A 16,152-nucleotide genomic window follows, 5' to 3' on the forward strand; every position below is an offset into this window, starting at 1 on the left:
GCACCCCATCCCCCTAGTTTTGCCCGACCTGCCAATCCGGCCGGCGCGGGCCTCGTACACCCAAAAGGAAGACCATGATCAAGCCACTGAGCATTACGCTGGCCATTGCCGCCGCATTCCCGCAACTCGCTTACGCCGAGGAAGAACTGGCGCGCGTCGTCGTGACAGGTTCGAATATCCGCACCTCGCAAAAGGAAGGCGCCAGCGCCGTGCAGGTGCTGACCGCCAAGGAGCTTGCCGCCACCGGCAAGGCCACCGTGGCCGATATCCTGCGTACCATTTCCGCCAACAGCGGCAACAGCTATAACGAGCAGTACACCGGCAGCTTTTCGGCCGGCACGGCGGGCCTGTCGCTGCGCGGCCTGGGCCAGAAGAACACCCTGATCCTGGTGAACGGCAAGCGGGTGTCGTCCTACGCCACGGCGCAAGACCTGCAGGAAGTCTTCGTCGACCTGAATTCGCTGCCGATGGCCGCCGTGCAGCGCATCGAAGTGCTGAAGGATGGCGCCTCGTCCGTCTACGGTTCGGATGCGGTGGCGGGCGTGGTCAACATCATCCTGTACAAGGAATTCAAGGGCACGGAGGTGAGCGCGCAAGTGGGTTCGTCCACCGAGGGCACCGGCCAGCTTGAACGCAGCGCGTCGCTGCAGACCGGCTTTGGCAGCCTCGATGAAAAAGGCTGGAGCGTGGTGTTCTCGCTCGATGCGCTGAAGCGCGACAAGCTGCAGCAAACCGACGTGTCCTACCTGCGCGGCAGCGACTTCCGCGGTTATGCCAACGGCACGCTGGCCTGGACCCCGACCAATTACTACGGTACTTCCGACGCGACCAAACAGCTTGGCGGCGTGCAGGGGCCGCTGCAGGTGCAGAACTACGGCGACATCACGCCGGGCAAGAGCGGCCGGGTGCTGGCGTATAACCCGGCCGAATTCCGCACCCTGATCCCGGGCGTGGAGCGCGTGCACACCTCCTTGCGCGGCACCTTGAAACTGAATGACGACACCGAAGCTTATGCAGAAGGACTGTACGGCTACTCGTGGGCGGAGCAGACCTTTGGCGCACCGCTGACCGTGGGCAGCGGCCTGCGCGCCTGGAACAATGCCAGGCAGGCGTTGGACAACATCACGGTGGCGCTGCCGGCCGGCCATCCGAACAACCCTGGCACGACCGCGTTGCCATTCACTGCCACGCTGTTCGACCTGGGGTCGCGCATGAAGCAGGACAAGGTGGACTTCTACCGCGCCCTGACCGGCATCAAGGGCAACTGGAACGGCTGGGAATACGACGCTTCCATCGCCCGCTCGGGCAGCAAGCTGAAGGAAACCGTACAGAATTTCGTCAACCGCTACGAGTTCGAAAAAGTGCTGGCGGACGGCAGCTACAACTTCGCCGACCAGTCGAAGAACAGCGAAGAGCTGCGCAATCGCCTGCGCCTGTCGACCCTGCGTCCCGCCGAATCGACGCTGACCGTGGCCGACTTCAACGCATCGAAGGAACTGCTGGAGCTGCCGGCCGGCGCGCTGGGCTTTGCTTTCGGCGGCCAGTGGCGCCAGGAAGAGATGAACTCCAATACCTCGACCGCCGTGCTGTCGGGTACGGAACTGCGCCCTGCGATCAACATCATCCAGGGCAAGCGCCAGGTGACTGCGGCCTTCGCCGAATTCAACGTGCCCGTGCTGAAAGACCTGACTGTCAACCTGGCCGGCCGTGCCGACAAATACAGCGACTTCGGCTCCGCCTTCTCGCCGAAAGCCAGCGTGCGTTACCAGGCCGCCCCCTGGCTGCTGCTGCGCGGCACCGTGTCGCGCGGCTTCCGCGCACCTTCGCTGCCGGAGATTACCAGTTCGACTTCGGTCAGCTACGGCTCCGTGATCGACAAGGGGGACCCGATTACCCCAAGCCAGGCGCGCGGCATCACCAACATCACGGTCGCCAATACCGAACTGTCGCCTGAGCGCTCGAAGAACCTGAACCTGGGCTTTGTTGTTTCGCCATCGGCCAATAGCAGCGTGGGCGTGGACTTCTACCATATCCGTACCAAGGGCGTGATCGACACCGAAAGTACCGAGACCATCCTGGCCAACGAAAGCACCCATCCTGAGAAAGTGGTGCGCGATGCCCAGGGCCGCATCCTGACCCTGTACCGCCAGTATGCCAACCAGGGTGAACGCGTGGTGAGCGGCATCGACGTCGACCTGCGCTACAAGCTGCCAAAAACCGCCTACGGCAACGTGACCCTGAATGCGCAATTGAGCCGGGTGTTCAAGTATGAACAGCCGCTGTCGAACGGCGAGCCGCTGACCAACGGCGCCGGCACCAACTTCTTCGGTTCCATCCCGAAATGGCGCGGCACCACCAGCGCAGCCTGGGAACTGGCCCAGTGGACTGCCAACGCGGTATGGAATTACGTCGACGGCTACGAGCAGACCACCCGCCCCGGCGAGCGTGTCAAGCCATTCGCCACCGTGGATCTGAGCCTGGGCTACAGGATCAGTGCGGCCACCAGCGTGAACCTGTTGCTGGCGAATGCCTTTGACCGCAAACCTTCGTGGGACAGCTCGTTCAACTTCTTCGACTACACGCAAGGCGACCCGCGCGGCCGCTTCGCCTCAGTCAAGCTCAATCACAAGTTTTGATGATCGAGGCGCGGTAGCTGCTGGGAGTGGTGCCCATCCGCTCGCGGAAGGCGGTTGCGAAATTGCCGGCATTGGCAAACCCGAGCAGCAGCGCAATGTCCTGCACGTCCATGTCGGTATCGCGCAGCAGGTGCATGCCGCGCTGGATGCGCGCTTCGCGGATGTAGGCGAACACGGTCATGCCGGTGTGGGTGCGAAACAGCTGGTTCAGTTTTTCGCGGTAGGTGCCCACGCTGGCGGCGATTTCCGCCAGGCCGGGCAGGGCTGCCAGGTTGTCGTAGATCAGGCGCTTGGCGGCGTTGACGATCACCGAGTCGGTGTCGATCGGCCCTGCTTCGCTGGCCTCGACCGGGGGCCGTTTCATCAGGTTCAGGTGCACATGGATGCGCGCCGCCAGTTCACCGGGCGTAAACGGCTTGCTGACAAAGTCCACCCCGCCAAGCTGAAGGCCCATGATGCGGTCTTCCACCGCCTCGGTGCCGCTCAGGAAAATGATCGGGATATCGCGCGTGGCCGGGTTGGCCTTTAACAGTCGGCAACAGGTGTAGCCGTCCATATTCGGCATCCGCACGTCCAGCAGGATCAGGTCGGGCCTGCCGGACAGGGCCAGCTGGTAGCCCTGCTCGCCATTGAAGGCCACCGACACCCGGTAGGGCATTTCGCTTAACAAGTCGACGAGCATGCGTTGTTCGAACGCGGAATCATCCACGATCAAAATATTTCGCACTTGTGCATCGCTGGTCAGGTACATGGTCGCTCAGGGTGGGGCCGTGTTGCTTATTATGCCCATGTTTGAAAAAATGTTGCGCATTTCACATTGAGCAAAGGCATTCTCTCCTCTGGCAAAAGTAAAGTGCGCCGCAACAACGCCGAATGGAAAGAAGATAGCTACGTTCCTTGCAAGAGTGATTTTTGGTGAGTCTTTTAGGGGTGTTTTCGCGGTTCAATTGAGTCTGAAGCATTCAACTGGTTAAATTAAACCAACTGACTAGGAGGCAACATGAAACATACCGACTTTGGCCAAATGCCCTGCCCGATCGCGCGTAGCCTCGGCAAGGTAGGCGAGTGGTGGAGCATCTTGATTCTGCGCGATGCGTTTTACGGCCTGACCCGCTTCGATGAATTCGAGAAGAGCCTGAAGATTGCGCCGAACATGCTGACCCGTCGCCTGGCCGGCCTGGTCGAGGGCGGCCTGATGGAGCGCCGCCAGTACAGCACCCGCCCGCCGCGCTATGAGTACATCCTGACCAAGGCAGGCCGCGACTTCAAGCCTGTGCTGCTGGCCTTCATCGCCTGGGGTAACGAGCACCTGTCGCCGGAAGGCGCCAGCTTGCTGGTGGTGAGCCGCGAAACCGGCAAGCCGGCCGACCAGGTGCTGGTCGATGCCAACAGCGGCCTGGCCATCAATGACGAGGACTACATGTTCGCGCCAGGGCCTGCGGCGCCGGAAGTGATGCGTAACCGTATCACCGAAGCCGGCCGCCGCATGCCTAATTAGGCTGCAGCTGTTCGTAGACCGCGTTCGCGACCTGCGACAGCTCTTTCTTCCCGACGGCAGCCGACAGCGCATAGCCGAAGCTGCCGTCGATCCAGTAAAACACTCCCACGTTGCCTTCCTGCGCGAACCGGAATCCCGTGTCGCGGTTTTGCTGTTGGCCGGAACTGACGTAGAGCGTGAGGCGCTGACCGCCGGCATCGGCGTACATGAATTGGGCAACCGGGCCCGTGCCGCCGGGCAGCAGCCTTCCTCCCACCAGCTCATAACCCTGTTGCGCCAGTTGCGGCGGACGCAGTTGCTTGCCCAGGCGTTTCGACAGCCAGGCCACCAGGTGCTGCTGCTGGTCGGCGCCGACTTCGACCGGGTGTTTGACTTCAGGCGAGTAGACGGCGTGGGCGATGGCGGCTTCGCGCGGCAAGGCCGCCATGGCCTGGGCCGGGGCGCTGGCCTGAGTTCCTGCGCCGCGCAGTGTCCAGCCGGCCGCGCCGCCGATCATGCCGGCGCCGACCGCCACCGCCAGCATGGCGGCCATGCGGCGCCAGGCTGGCATGGCCCAAGCAGGACCGTTGGCCGGGCCGGGCCGGCCAGGCGCCGCCGGGTGCAGCGCTTGCGGAACATCGGCGTCCAGCACGTCGTCGAACAGCGCGTGCAGGGCGGCATTCTGCTCGCGGTAGGCTTGCAGCCGGCCGGCTTCGGCGGGATGGTCGGCCAGGTAGCGATCGACCGCCGCTTGCCGATCCGGCGGCAGGCGGCCATCGACCCAGGCTTGCAATTCGGCTTCGTTCATTTCACAACCTTCAAATTGACGGCCGGCGGCTGCCCCGTCATCAGCCGGCGCAGGTTCTCGCGCGCGCGGCTCAGGCGCGACATCACCGTGCCAAGCGGGATATCGAGCGTGGCGGCCACTTCTTCATAACGCATTTCTTCCAGCGCTACCAGCAGCAGGACCTCGCGCTGGGCAGGCGGCAGCTGCTGCAAGGCGCGCTCCAGGTCGCGCAAGTCGAGTCCCGCCGGGGGCGGCGCGGCCGGCAGGTCCGCGTCATCAAGTTCCACGGCCGGCGGCGGCGAGCGCCGCACCTGGTCCACGTGCAGGTTGTGCATGATGCCGAACAACCAGGCGCGCAAGTCACCATCCGGGCGCCACTGGGCGATGCGCTCCCAGCCGCGTTCCACGGTGTCCTGCACCAGGTCGTCCGCGCTGGCGCTATCGCCGGTCAGCGCCCGCGCATAGCGGCGCAGGCGCGGCAGGCAGGCCAGCAAGCGTTCATGCATTTCCTGCATGCGCTCAATCCTTGACGACGTGCCAGATATCCTTGACGTTGTCGCCTGCGCGGTCGCCGGCTTTCTTGTCGCCGGCGAACAGGTAAAGCGGCTTGCCCTTGTAGGCAAGCTGCTTGCTGCCGTCATCGCGGGTGATGGCCGACCACGGCGCAGACAGTTCGCCGCTGGCGGCAACGGCAGGCCAGTTTTTCAGACAGCCATCGACGCAGGCGCTCTTGCCGCTGCCGGCAACGTCCTTGTCGAAGGTGTAGACGGTCATGCCGGCGGCATCGACGTACACGCCGTCAGCTTTTTTCAGCGGTTCGGCGGCAACAGCGGCAGTGCTCAGCAGGGCAGCCAGGGTCAGTACGATAGCTTTCATTTTGTCCTCCGTGAGTGATGAGTATTGCGTATACGTAGCGTGTGGCCAGCTTATTCCATCCTGCCTAAAATATTTTCCTGCCTATTCAGTCACGGAGGATGCGATGAACAATTTCATGCGTGTAGCTGTGTTGTCGGCCCTGCTCGGCGTCGGAAGCGCCTGGGCGGAAGGCCTGGCCAAAGCGGACCAGAAGATGCTGACCGACCTGGCCCTGGCCAATATGGCGGAAATCGAGACAGCCAAGCTGGCCTTGCAAAAGACCCAGAGCGACCGCGTCAAGAGCTTCGCCCAGCAAATGGTCGACGACCATACCAAGGGGCTGGAAGAAGTGCGCAAAGTGGCAGCTGCGCGCAGCCTGACCTTGCCGACCGAGCTCGATGCCAAGCATAAGGCCATGGCCGCCAAGCTGGAAAAACTCTCCGGCGACAAGTTCGACCGCAGTTATATGGAGCAGGCCGGCGTGCAAGCCCACAAGGAAGCACACCAGCTGGTGAGCAAGGCGGAATCGACAGCCCAGGACAGCGAACTGAAATCGCTGGCCACGCGTTTGCAGCCAACCATCCACCAGCACCTGAACAATGCCGAGCAGCTGAATGCCGCGATCAAGGGCAGCAGCGCGACGGTGGGCAGCAGCGGCACCGAGGGCAGCAGCGGCGCCGGCACCATGCCGCAAACGGAAGCCGGTGGCCATGACCATGGCAGCACAGGCGGCAACAAGCCGGATTCCAGCACCCGCAGTACCAAGCCGGAACGGCGCTGACAGCCAGCCACGGGCAGCCGCGGCGTCGTCAGCCCTGCAGTGCTTAAGCTACTTGAACACCAAAAAGTCCGGTCGTGCGGTATGATTCCATGCTGCAACACCTATTTCAAGGATATCAAGTAGTGGATTTGTTCGCGCTCGACGAAGAGCTGGCCCTGTGGGAAGCAGAATTGCCTTTTGCTGAGGGCGAACGTCGCCTGAAATTGCTATCCCGGCTGGCTTGGCACCTGCGACAGCGCGATGGTGTGCGTTCGGCGCAACTTGTCGCCGAAGCAACTCCGCTTGCCCATCTTTTGCCGGCGGCGGAAAGGCGTGTGCTGGCAGCGCGCTGGGAACTGGTCAAGGCTGAAAACTGTTGGCTCGCGGGCGAGCTGGACGCCGCCATCGCCATTGCCGAACGCGCCATGCTGGAATTTGCCCGCCACAATGACCGGCTGGGTGCTGCAGACACCCACAGCCTGCTGGCCTGGGTCGCCGTCGACCGCGGCGACTCGGCCGGCTGCGACAACGAGCTGGCGCTGGCCATTGCAGATGCCCGCGCCTCCGGCGACGCCATGCGCATCGATGTTTTCGAGAGCCTGGCAGCGCTGTTCAGCGTGTTCCGCAATGCGCCGGCCGCCAACGAGCGCTGGAGCAAGCGCTTTGCGATCGACCTGGCGGGCCGCCATCCGGTGGTCGCGGGATCGATTTCGGATTATCTCGGCACGGCGGCATTCCAGGCGGCGGAGTTCGGCCGCGCCATCAGGCACTTGATCGCGGCGTTTGAAGCGGCCCTGGTCTCCGGCCAGGTGCGCCGCGCCGTGATCCTCGCCACCAATATCGGCAACGCCTTCACGCGCCTGAATGCGCACGACGCCGCGCTGGAATGGATGCAGCGCGCGCTGGAGCTGGCGCGGCCGACCGGCTGGCCAATGTGTATCGGCCTGAGCCAGATGCAATCGGCTGAAACGCTGCGCCACCTCGGCCAGCGGCCGGCGGCAAAAGCGCTGCTGCGCGATGCGCTGCAGATGCTGGCTCCCTTGTCCGGTTCGCGCGCCTTCGTCATGGCGCTGGAATACCAGGGCGACCTGGCGCTGGACCTTGGCGACAATGAGGCGGCGCTGGCCAGCTTCCGCGAACTGGAACTGCGTGGCCATGCCCTGGCGCAGAGCGATTTCCATAGTTGCGCGCGGCGCGGCCAGGCGCATGCGCTGGCGGGGCTGGGGAGAATGGAGGAGGCGCAGGCCGCCGCCATGTCGGCGCTGGCGCTGGCGCGCGAGCTGAACGACCCGTTCAGCCAGATCGCGGCCTTGCGCGTCCTGGCCGATATCCACGCCGGCAACGCGATGTCCGTGCTGCAGTACCTGCGCGAGGCCTTGATGATTGCCGCCACCATCGACGGCTATATCGTTCCCGGCGAACTGCTCGATGCCGTGGCGCGCGAATATGCCGCCGTTGGCGACTTCGCGCGCGCTTATGAGTTTTCGCTGCAGGCCAATGCGGCGCGCGACCGCAGCAACAGCCAGGAAGCGACCAACCGCGCGATTGCAATGCAGGTCCAGCACCAGACCGAGCGCGATCGGCAGCTTGCCGCCGCCGAGGCGCAGCGCGCGGAGGTGCTGGCCCAGACCAGCGCCACGCTGAGCCACCTGTCCGCGATTGGCCAGGAAATTACTGCGCAACTCGATGCCTCGGCTGTGTTCCGCGCGCTGGACCGGCACGTGCACGGCCTGCTTGATTCGACTCACTTCTCGATCTTCCTGCTGGAGACGGACGGCGATTTCCTGCATTGCGCATTTGGCGTGGAAATGGGCTTGCCGCTGCCGCCGACGCGCATCGCGCTGTCCGATCCGCACTTCAACACGGCGCGCTGCGTGCGCGAGCGCGATGAAATCCTGATTGAAATCGAAGACAAGTCCGACACGCCCAACCTGATCCCCGGCACCTTGCCTACCCTCACGCTCCTGTTTGCGCCGCTGATGATCGGCGAGCGCGTGCTGGGCGTGATGACCGTGCAATCGATGCTGCCGCGCGCTTACGGTGAGCGGGAGCGCCTGATCTTCCGCACCCTGTGCGCCTACGGCGCCATCGCGCTGGACAACGCCGCCGCGCAGGCGCAACTGCTGGAAAAGAATCTCGAACTGGAGCGGGCCTACAAGGCGCTGGAAGAGGTGAGCCTGACCGACCAGTTGACCGGCTTGCGCAATCGCCGCTTCTTCCTGCAGCACGTGGAGTCGGACGTGGCACTCAGCCTGCGAGGCTACGACGGGCCGGCCTCGGAAGCCGATGCCGTGGCCGACCGCGACCTGGTGTTCTACATGGTGGACCTGGACCACTTCAAGGAGGTCAACGACCGTCACGGCCACGCTGCCGGCGACTCGGTGCTGGTGCAGATGAAGGACCGCCTGCGCGAGGTGTTCCGCGAGTCGGACTACCTGGTGCGCTGGGGCGGCGAAGAATTCCTGGTGCTGGCGCGCGCCACCGGCCGGAGCGGCGCGCATGTGGTGGCGGAGCGCATCCGCCAGGCAGTGTCGTCGCGTGAATTCGTCCTGCCGGATGGCACGCGGCTGGCGCGCACCTGCTCGATCGGCTTTGCCTGCTATCCCTTCCTGCCGTCGCACCCGCGCCTGATGTCCTGGTCGCAGGTGGTGGAGCTGGCAGACCTGGGTCTGTACATTTCCAAGCATTCCGGGCGCGACGCCTGGACTGCCGTGCATGCCACCGAAGCGACGCAGCCGGAAGAACTGTTCCCCCGCCTGGTGCACCAGCTTGGCCAATGCATCGAGCGCGGCGAAGCGCGCATCGTGACCAGCCTTGGCGAGCGCACTATAATCACCCAATGAGCACACATCGCTGTTCCTGGGCCAATCCAAACAATCCACGTTATATCGCCTACCACGACCAGGAGTGGGGCGTCCCATGCCGCGACGAACTGCGCCTGTTCGAGATGCTGAATCTCGAAGGCGCGCAGGCGGGCCTCAGCTGGGAGACCATCCTCAACAAGCGCGACAACTATCGCGCGGCGTTCGATGGCTGGGACGCGCGCAAGATTGCCGCCTATGACGAGGCGAAGGTCGCGCAGCTGCTGTCCGATCCCGGGATCGTGCGCAACCGGCTCAAGGTGAACGCTGCCATCACCAATGCGCGCGCCTACCTGCGCCTGCTGGAAGAGGGCGGCAGCCTGTCTTCGCTGCTATGGGGCTATGTCGACGGCAAGCCGATCGTGAATCGCATCACAGCGCAGGGCGAGCGCCCGGCGCGCACCGAACTGTCCGACAGGATCTCCAAGGACCTCGCCAGGCGCGGTTTCAAGTTTGTCGGGTCGACGATCATTTATGCCTACATGCAGGGGATCGGGATGGTGAACGACCATGACCTCGCATGCTTCCGATACAAGGAGTGCCAGCACGGTGGCTGATTCGCGCCACGTCGTCCTCGACACCGCGTTTGGCAGCGGCGCCCAGTTCCTCGCAACCCTCGCCCGCCACCGCTCCGCGGCTGGCGGCGCCGGCGCTAGCCATCTGCATTATCTCGCGATCATGCCCTCCGTTCCCGGCTTGTCCACGCTTGCCGCGCTGGCGCAGGCCGTGCCCGCCCTGGCGGCGCAGTGGCCGGTCGACGTCCCCGGCCTGCACCGCCTGCACCTGCCTGCGGAACGCCTGACGCTCGACCTGCTCGCCGGTCCTGCCGAAGCCTGGCTGCCCGAAATCGTGGCCCGTGTCGACGAGTTCATTATCGACCGGCCGCTGGAGCACATCCGCGCCCTGCAACGCCTCGCAGCGCCCGCATCCACGCTGCGCATCCGCCGGCCCGATGAACATGCGCTGCGCTCCCTGCGCGCCGCCGGCTTCACCGTCACCGGCGAACCTGAAGGCGAGTGGCAACATGCCGCCTACACCAGCCGCAAGCCCCAGCCGCCGCGCGCGCCCTCGCCCGAGCGCCGCGCCATCGTCATCGGTGCAGGCGTGGCAGGCAGCGCCGCCTGCGAACGCCTGGCAGCCCGCGGCTGGCAGCTTACCCTGATCGAACGCCACGGCGCCCCTGCGCAGGAAGCTTCCGGCAACCGCGCCGGCATCTTCATGCCTCTGCTGTCGAAAGACGACAATATTCCGACCCGCCTGGCGCGCGCGGCGTACCTGTACGCGCAGCGCGCCTGGCAGCACCTGGGCGGTCTCGATCCGCACGCACCCGGTCCCGATGCGGAAGCCGGCGCAATCCGCGGCAACCGGTGCGGCGTGCTGCAACTGGCACGCGATGCCGAGCACGCCCGGTTGCAAAAGGACGTCGTCGACACCTGGCGCTACCCCGAGCGGTACGTGCGCTGGCTCGACGCCGTCCAGGCCAGCGCCATGCTGGGCGCGCCGACTCCTTACGGCGCCTGGCACTTCCCCGAAGGCGGCTGGGCCACGCCCGCTACCGCCTGCCGCGCCATGCTGCAAGCCTGCGGCGACAAGCTGCGCCGCGTCTTCCATAGCGAAGCCCTGCACATCGAGCGCGTGCAAGATGAATGGCGCGTATGCGACGCCTGGGGCCGACTGCTCGCCGCGGCCCCGACGGTCGTGCTGGCAAACGGCGCCGGCGCGACTGCGCTCGAGCAGGCCCGCGCGCTGCCGCTCTACACCATGCGCGGCCAGGTCACCCACCTGGAAGAAGGCAGCTTTCCCAGCCTCAAGCTGGTGGTCTGCCGCGAAGCCTATATGACGCCGCCGGTGGACGGCATCGTTTGCGTCGGCGCCACCTACGACAAGTCCAGCGAGCGCCAGCTGTGGCAATCCAGCCAGGATGAAAACCTGCTGCGCGCGGAAGAAATCCTCGGCAGCCCGCACGGTGCAGGCGCCCCGCTGCAAGGCCGGGTAGGATTCCGCACCATGGCCCCGGACCGCCTGCCGCTGGTGGGCCCGCTGCCCGACAGCGCCGGCGAGGCCCGCACCGAACGCCTGCGCGACCTGCCGCGCCACGCGGGCCTCCATGCCTTGCTCGGCTACGCCAGCCGGGGCTTGATCTGGGCCCCGCTTGCAGCGGAAATCCTGGCCTGTCAACTGGAAGACGAACCCCTTCCCATCGAAGCAACACTGGCCGCCGCACTGGACCCCGGACGCTTCCTGCTCAAGCAGCGCCGCAAGCTATAATGGCCTCCTATCCAATGGCTGGAGAATCCATGGAAGACCGCGCCGGCTCGCCAGAGCTGTTCATGTTCCTCGCCTCCACGGTGCACGACATGAAGAATTCCATCAGCGTGCTGACCGGCACGCTGGAGAACCTGCTTGTGCAGGCAGGGGATTCCGCGCAAGACAATCCAGCCTATCCGCAGATGGCGCAAATGCTGTACCAATCCAAGCGCCTGAACGACCACCTGATCCAGCTACTAGCGCTCTACAAGGAAGTCGGCCGCCCCAATTATCCTTTCGATCCGGCCCCGGTGCAGGTCAGTGAGCTGGTCGACCAGCTGGTGGCCCAGCAGCGCGTGCTGCTGCAATCGAAGGGCATCCAGCTCGACACCGAATCCCCGCCCGGCCTGATCTGGACCCTGGACGAAGACCTGGTGCTAGGCCTGCTGGCGCACGCAATCAACAACGCCGTGCGCTATACGCGCGACCGCATCGCCCTCACCATCCGCGAAGACGATGGCTTCATGGAGGTGCGGGTGGAAGACAACGGCGCCGGCTTCCCGCCCACTATGCTGGAAGCGGGCCAGGTGACAGGGCAGGGCATCAACTTCCTGGCCAACAGCAGCGGCCTTGGCCTCTATTTCGCCAGCGAAGTAGCGAAGTCCCACAAACACCGCCTGCGCCAGGGCAGCATCGCGCTGGAAAACGGCGGCGCGCTGGGCGGCGGCTGTTTCATCCTGCGCTTGCCATGAACGCCCCAGCCGTCACCACGCCCGTCGCAACGGCGCCGGAAAAAGAACCGGGCGTCAACTGGGCCGACAAGCGCTACCTGATCGTGGACGACTTTGTCGGCGTGCGCCAGTTGCTGCGCGAAGCCTTGCGCAGCCTGGGTGCGCGCCACATCGACCAGGCCTCGAGCGGCGGCGAGGCGATCGGGCTGCTGGCGCGCATCCAGTACGACGTCATCCTGTGCGATTTCAACCTCGGCGAAGGCAAGAGCGGCCAGCACGTGCTGGAAGAAGCCCGCATCCGCGGCATGCTGATGCCAAGCTGCGTGTGGCTGATGGTCTCCGCCGAGAAGAGCGTGGAGGCCGTGATGGGCGCCGCCGAGCACCAGCCGGATGCCTACCTGATCAAGCCGATCACCGAAGGCGTGCTGCTCACCCGCCTGAACCGCGCCTGGCAGAAGAAGCAGATATTCCAGGACATCGACCAGGCCTACCTGGAAAAAGACTACCTGCGCGCGGCCCGCTTGTGCGCCGAAGCGGCCGGCCGCAACAAGCTGCATGAGGTAGACCTGATGCGCATGCGCGCCACCTTGCTGCTGAAGGCCGGCGAGACCGAGCAGGCGCGCCTGGTCTACGAAAAGGTGCTGCAGGAACGCGACTTCAACTGGGCCCGCACCGGCGTCGGCAAGATCCGCATGGCCAATGGCGAGAACGAGGCCGCGCGCCAGATGTTCCAGGGCGTGATCGCCGAGAACCGTTTTTACCTGGATGCATACGACCAGCTGGCCAAGTCGCTGCAGAACATGGGCCGCATCGAGGAAAGCTGCGACGTGCTGGAGCGCGCAGCCAGGATGTCGCCCAATTCGGTGCCGCGCCAGCGCGCGCTGGGCACGACAGCGCTCAAGCTGGGGAATATCGCGCTGGCCGAGCGGGCTTTCCGCAAGTGCCTGCAGATCGGCGAATACTCCATCATGAAGACCGTGGATGCCTACTTCGGCCTGGCGCGCGTGCTGGGACAGAAGAACGACGCCAAGGAAGCCTTGCTGCTGCTGGCCGCGGCCCAGCGCGACTTCTCCGGCGGCATGGTGGAGCTGCGCTCCAAGATCACGGAGGGCCTGGTGTACCACGAGAGCGGCGATTACCGGCGCGCGCGCAAGTCCGGCGACGAACTGGAAACCATGCTGAAGGAAGACAGCGAGCGGCCCGACACCGCAACCTGCCTGGAAATGGCGACCTTGCTGTTTGCCGTCGGCGTGAAGGATGCGCCGGTGGAGTTGCTGTGCTACGTGGTGCGCAACAACGACGAAAACACCGTGATCCACGATGAAGTGCAGCGCATCTTCGACAAGGCCCGCATGGGTGAAGAAGGCGCAGCCCTGATCAGCACGGCGCGCAAGGAAGCAGCGGAGATGATGAACAAGGGCGTGCTGCTATGGAAGACCAACAAGCTCGATGACGCAGTCGAATGGATGCGCGAAGCGCGCCGCAGCCTGCCGGACAATATGCGGATCCTGTTCAACTCCGCCCAGATCCTGATCTCCCACATGCAGGCCAGGGGCTATAACGACGCCCTGATGGCCGAAGCGAATGATGTCTTGATGCACGTTGACCGGATTGCGCCGGGCCAGCAGCGCTTTGCGCAGCTGATCGAGCAGTTGCAGAAGTTGATCCCCGGCCGGATGTCGGCGGAAGAAATCGAAGCCGAGCTGACGGCCGCCATGAAAGATGACCACGACAAGGAGTGATCCATGCGCGATATCGCCAAAGAGGTCTATAACAAGATGAAGGTGGGGGCTGCCGCCTGGATTCGTCCAGTCAGCGCCAAGGGCGACACCATCGAATCCTTCCAGTCCGCGCATGACGCGGCCAAGGCCCTGGAAGACGAAGGCTTGATCAATATCATGAAGGTCCAGCGCGATGACGATGGCCTGATCGAGGCCATCCGCATCCAGAAGCTGAATTAAGGCTTGGCGGCCTTCGTGGCGCGCTTGCTTGCCGGCTTGCGCGCTGCCGGTTTGGCGACAGGCTTGCTGGCGTCATGTGCGGCGCCGTTCTTTGCGTCGGCCGGCTTGCCGGCCGGGTCGGGGGCCATCGCCGTGCTGACGGCTTGCGCAAACTGCTCTTGCAGCAGGTTCCACCAGGCGGCAGGGTTGGCCATCTGGTTGGCGGCGGCGCTGGCAGTGTCGTGCGCGGCAGGCTTGGCATCGGCCGGTTTTTCGGCCGGCTTGGCGGCGTCGCCGGCAGGCTTGTCCGCTGGCCTGGCGGCCGCAGCGGCTGCCGGCTTGGCAAACGGATCGTTGTGCGGCGCCTGCTGCACGGCGGCGGCCAGCGATTGACCCATCGACTTCAACGCCGCGATGGTGCCGCGCTGGACTTCCAGCGCCTGGATGCTCGAGCGCAGCATGGTGGCGTTCAGGTTGAGCCAGGACTCGACGGCTTTCAGCTCGCTGATTTTCTTGTCCAGGTCATCCACCGACAGCGTCGGGGCGGCGATGCCGGGAATGCTGATGCCTGGCACACCCATGCTTCCCCACAGGGATTTTACGAAGTCCAGCGTATCCGTCATCACTGCAGCGCCGGGAATGTGGGGCATTTGTGGATTGCTCATATCGGGTCTCCGAGGGTAGGTTGTTTAGCGTAGCACACAGCTCTCCCAGACAGCAACGAGCAGCAGCACGGCGACGCAAGCGCCGGTGGCCAGCAGCGGGGAAAGGTGCAGCACGATCGACAGAACGCCCAGCACCAGCAGCAGCGCGATGCCGAGCAAATGGGACAGCGGCGGCCAGGCGCGCGTGTGCGCCAGCCATTTGAACACGGCGGTGCCGCACAGGAAGAGCAGCGGGCCGCCGATGATGGCGGCCAGCGCTGCCGGGCTGCCATGCTGGGGATGGCTCAGCACCAGCTCGTCGCCGACGGCGCCGACGATGATGCCGGCCACGATGGGAATGTGCAGGTAGGTGTAGTTGTTGCGTGCATGGCGGCCCGGCGTTTGCGAATGCACGATGCGGTGGTGGCCCTGTTCCAGCCCGTGGTCGAAATACAGCCACCACATCAGGATCGAGCCCACGACCGCCAGCAGGAAGGCCAAGACGGTAAGCGGATCGAAGGCCAGGTCGGCAAACGTGGCGCCGGTCACCAGCAGCGATTCGCCGAGCGCGATGATGACGAACAGGGCGCAGCGTTCGGCCATGTGGCTGCCGTCCACGTTCCAGTCGGCCAGGGTGGAGCGGCCCAGTCCAGGGACGAAATAGAACATGACCGGCCCCAGCATGTCGACCGCCAGTGCGCCGAGCCACCATGCCATGCGCGAAGCCGGCTCCGCCAGGCCGCCGGCAAGCCATAGCGCGCCGCTGGCGCCAAGCCACAAGGCAATGCGCACGAAATTGCAGCGCAGCGCGGCATCTTCGCCGCGGCTGGCCGCCAGCATCGCCAGCGTGCGGCCCACCTGCTGCACCAGGATCGAGGCGCCGAACAGCCAGCCCATGTCGGTGAAGGCGCGCGGGATGGAGACCGACATCAGCAGACCGGCTACCAGCAGCGCAAACAGGGCGGCGCGCACGGACTTCTTTTCCGGGTCAAACCAGTTGGTGGCCCAGACCGTGTAGATCCACACCCACCACGTCGCCATGAACAGCAGACCGACCTGCAGCGCGCCTTGCGCATCGAGCTTTTTCAGCAGGGTGTGGGATAGCTGGGTGACGGCAAACACGAACACAAGATCGAAGAACAGCTCGACCATGCCGACCTTGCCGGAATCGGCCTGGCCGCGCTGGCGCAAAAGGGACATCGGGACTCCTTGTC

General features: G+C 64.8%; 15 protein-coding genes. 9 read left to right on the forward strand and 6 right to left on the reverse strand.

What is annotated here, in order from left to right; translation table 11 throughout:
* The first annotated feature begins 74 nt into the window (after positions 1-74).
* Entirely contained in the window at positions 75-2,636 is a 2,562-nt protein-coding gene (locus ACN9M3_RS04815) for a TonB-dependent receptor plug domain-containing protein (protein ID WP_426320863.1), read from the forward strand.
* Here the strand turns inward: ACN9M3_RS04815 and ACN9M3_RS04820 are convergent.
* Positions 2,620-3,387: a response regulator transcription factor gene (locus ACN9M3_RS04820; protein WP_426168027.1), complete on the reverse strand. Its 768-nt coding sequence runs from the start codon at positions 3,385-3,387 to the stop codon at positions 2,620-2,622. The two genes, ACN9M3_RS04815 and ACN9M3_RS04820, sit on opposite strands and share 17 nt — an antisense overlap.
* 249 nt (positions 3,388-3,636) lie before the next feature.
* Here ACN9M3_RS04820 and ACN9M3_RS04825 point away from each other — a divergent pair, with 249 nt between their 5' ends.
* The gene (locus ACN9M3_RS04825) at positions 3,637-4,134 is read left to right on the forward strand and encodes a winged helix-turn-helix transcriptional regulator (protein WP_057264480.1); all 498 of its coding nucleotides are present in this window, start codon (positions 3,637-3,639) and stop codon (positions 4,132-4,134) included.
* On the opposite strand, the gene ACN9M3_RS04830 is transcribed toward ACN9M3_RS04825, so the two are convergent.
* Genes ACN9M3_RS04830 through ACN9M3_RS04840 form a run of 3 tightly spaced genes read right to left on the reverse strand, consistent with a single transcriptional unit; the run spans position 4,127 to position 5,776 of the window.
* Positions 4,127-4,921 (reverse strand): anti-sigma factor family protein, encoded by a 795-nt coding sequence (locus tag ACN9M3_RS04830; protein ID WP_426320866.1) that lies wholly within the window; start codon positions 4,919-4,921, stop codon positions 4,127-4,129. The two genes, ACN9M3_RS04825 and ACN9M3_RS04830, sit on opposite strands and share 8 nt — an antisense overlap.
* Entirely contained in the window at positions 4,918-5,415 is a 498-nt protein-coding gene (locus ACN9M3_RS04835) for an RNA polymerase sigma factor (RefSeq protein WP_426320868.1), read from the reverse strand. The genes ACN9M3_RS04830 and ACN9M3_RS04835 overlap by 4 nt, the downstream gene beginning before the upstream one ends.
* A 4-nt stretch (positions 5,416-5,419) precedes the next feature.
* Entirely contained in the window at positions 5,420-5,776 is a 357-nt protein-coding gene (locus ACN9M3_RS04840; RefSeq protein WP_426168034.1) for a COG4315 family predicted lipoprotein, read from the reverse strand.
* Between the two features lie 103 nt (positions 5,777-5,879).
* Here ACN9M3_RS04840 and ACN9M3_RS04845 point away from each other — a divergent pair, with 103 nt between their 5' ends.
* From ACN9M3_RS04845 to ACN9M3_RS04875, 7 genes are all read left to right on the forward strand, one after another.
* Entirely contained in the window at positions 5,880-6,536 is a 657-nt protein-coding gene (locus ACN9M3_RS04845) for a DUF4142 domain-containing protein (protein WP_426320870.1), read from the forward strand.
* Positions 6,537-6,658: 122 nt separating this feature from the next.
* Positions 6,659-9,358 carry a diguanylate cyclase gene (locus tag ACN9M3_RS04850; RefSeq protein WP_426320872.1) on the forward strand — a complete coding sequence of 900 codons (2,700 nt, stop codon included), beginning with the start codon at positions 6,659-6,661 and terminating at the stop codon, positions 9,356-9,358.
* On the forward strand, positions 9,355-9,933 hold the full coding sequence (locus tag ACN9M3_RS04855) for a DNA-3-methyladenine glycosylase I (protein ID WP_426320874.1): 579 nt from the start codon (positions 9,355-9,357) through the stop codon (positions 9,931-9,933). Before ACN9M3_RS04850 ends, ACN9M3_RS04855 begins: the two co-directional genes overlap by 4 nt.
* Entirely contained in the window at positions 9,887-11,644 is a 1,758-nt protein-coding gene (mnmC, locus tag ACN9M3_RS04860) for an FAD-dependent 5-carboxymethylaminomethyl-2-thiouridine(34) oxidoreductase MnmC (RefSeq protein WP_426320879.1), read from the forward strand. The genes ACN9M3_RS04855 and mnmC overlap by 47 nt, the downstream gene beginning before the upstream one ends.
* Before the next feature lie 29 nt (positions 11,645-11,673).
* On the forward strand, positions 11,674-12,375 hold the full coding sequence (locus ACN9M3_RS04865) for a sensor histidine kinase (RefSeq protein ID WP_426320881.1): 702 nt from the start codon (positions 11,674-11,676) through the stop codon (positions 12,373-12,375).
* Positions 12,372-14,096 carry a response regulator gene (locus tag ACN9M3_RS04870; RefSeq protein ID WP_426320883.1) on the forward strand — a complete coding sequence of 575 codons (1,725 nt, stop codon included), beginning with the start codon at positions 12,372-12,374 and terminating at the stop codon, positions 14,094-14,096. Before ACN9M3_RS04865 ends, ACN9M3_RS04870 begins: the two co-directional genes overlap by 4 nt.
* Before the next feature lie 3 nt (positions 14,097-14,099).
* Positions 14,100-14,315 (forward strand): hypothetical protein, encoded by a 216-nt coding sequence (locus tag ACN9M3_RS04875; protein ID WP_426168048.1) that lies wholly within the window; start codon positions 14,100-14,102, stop codon positions 14,313-14,315.
* Here the strand turns inward: ACN9M3_RS04875 and ACN9M3_RS04880 are convergent.
* Positions 14,312-14,959 carry a PhaM family polyhydroxyalkanoate granule multifunctional regulatory protein gene (locus ACN9M3_RS04880; protein WP_426320885.1) on the reverse strand — a complete coding sequence of 216 codons (648 nt, stop codon included), beginning with the start codon at positions 14,957-14,959 and terminating at the stop codon, positions 14,312-14,314. The genes ACN9M3_RS04875 and ACN9M3_RS04880 overlap by 4 nt on opposite strands.
* Before the next feature lie 24 nt (positions 14,960-14,983).
* On the reverse strand, positions 14,984-16,138 hold the full coding sequence (locus ACN9M3_RS04885; protein WP_426320887.1) for a low temperature requirement protein A: 1,155 nt from the start codon (positions 16,136-16,138) through the stop codon (positions 14,984-14,986).
* Positions 16,139-16,152 lie beyond the last annotated feature (14 nt).

It is taken from the genome of Pseudoduganella sp. R-43 (assembly GCF_049913255.1).
GTDB lineage: Bacteria > Pseudomonadota > Gammaproteobacteria > Burkholderiales > Burkholderiaceae_D > Rugamonas.

Excerpts from the sequence above, each read along its gene's own strand:
- ACN9M3_RS04815 (WP_426320863.1), top strand. The coding sequence starts at position 75 with ATGATCAAGCCACTGAGCATTACGCTGGCCATTGCCGCCGCATTCCCG.
- ACN9M3_RS04820 (WP_426168027.1), bottom strand. The coding sequence starts at position 3,387 with ATGTACCTGACCAGCGATGCACAAGTGCGAAATATTTTGATCGTGGAT.
- ACN9M3_RS04825 (WP_057264480.1), top strand. The coding sequence starts at position 3,637 with ATGAAACATACCGACTTTGGCCAAATGCCCTGCCCGATCGCGCGTAGC.
- ACN9M3_RS04830 (WP_426320866.1), bottom strand. The coding sequence starts at position 4,921 with ATGAACGAAGCCGAATTGCAAGCCTGGGTCGATGGCCGCCTGCCGCCG.
- ACN9M3_RS04835 (WP_426320868.1), bottom strand. The coding sequence starts at position 5,415 with ATGCAGGAAATGCATGAACGCTTGCTGGCCTGCCTGCCGCGCCTGCGC.
- ACN9M3_RS04840 (WP_426168034.1), bottom strand. The coding sequence starts at position 5,776 with ATGAAAGCTATCGTACTGACCCTGGCTGCCCTGCTGAGCACTGCCGCT.
- ACN9M3_RS04845 (WP_426320870.1), top strand. The coding sequence starts at position 5,880 with ATGAACAATTTCATGCGTGTAGCTGTGTTGTCGGCCCTGCTCGGCGTC.
- ACN9M3_RS04855 (WP_426320874.1), top strand. The coding sequence starts at position 9,355 with ATGAGCACACATCGCTGTTCCTGGGCCAATCCAAACAATCCACGTTAT.
- mnmC (WP_426320879.1), top strand. The coding sequence starts at position 9,887 with ATGACCTCGCATGCTTCCGATACAAGGAGTGCCAGCACGGTGGCTGAT.
- ACN9M3_RS04865 (WP_426320881.1), top strand. The coding sequence starts at position 11,674 with ATGGAAGACCGCGCCGGCTCGCCAGAGCTGTTCATGTTCCTCGCCTCC.
- ACN9M3_RS04870 (WP_426320883.1), top strand. The coding sequence starts at position 12,372 with ATGAACGCCCCAGCCGTCACCACGCCCGTCGCAACGGCGCCGGAAAAA.
- ACN9M3_RS04875 (WP_426168048.1), top strand. The coding sequence starts at position 14,100 with ATGCGCGATATCGCCAAAGAGGTCTATAACAAGATGAAGGTGGGGGCT.
- ACN9M3_RS04880 (WP_426320885.1), bottom strand. The coding sequence starts at position 14,959 with ATGAGCAATCCACAAATGCCCCACATTCCCGGCGCTGCAGTGATGACG.
- ACN9M3_RS04885 (WP_426320887.1), bottom strand. The coding sequence starts at position 16,138 with ATGTCCCTTTTGCGCCAGCGCGGCCAGGCCGATTCCGGCAAGGTCGGC.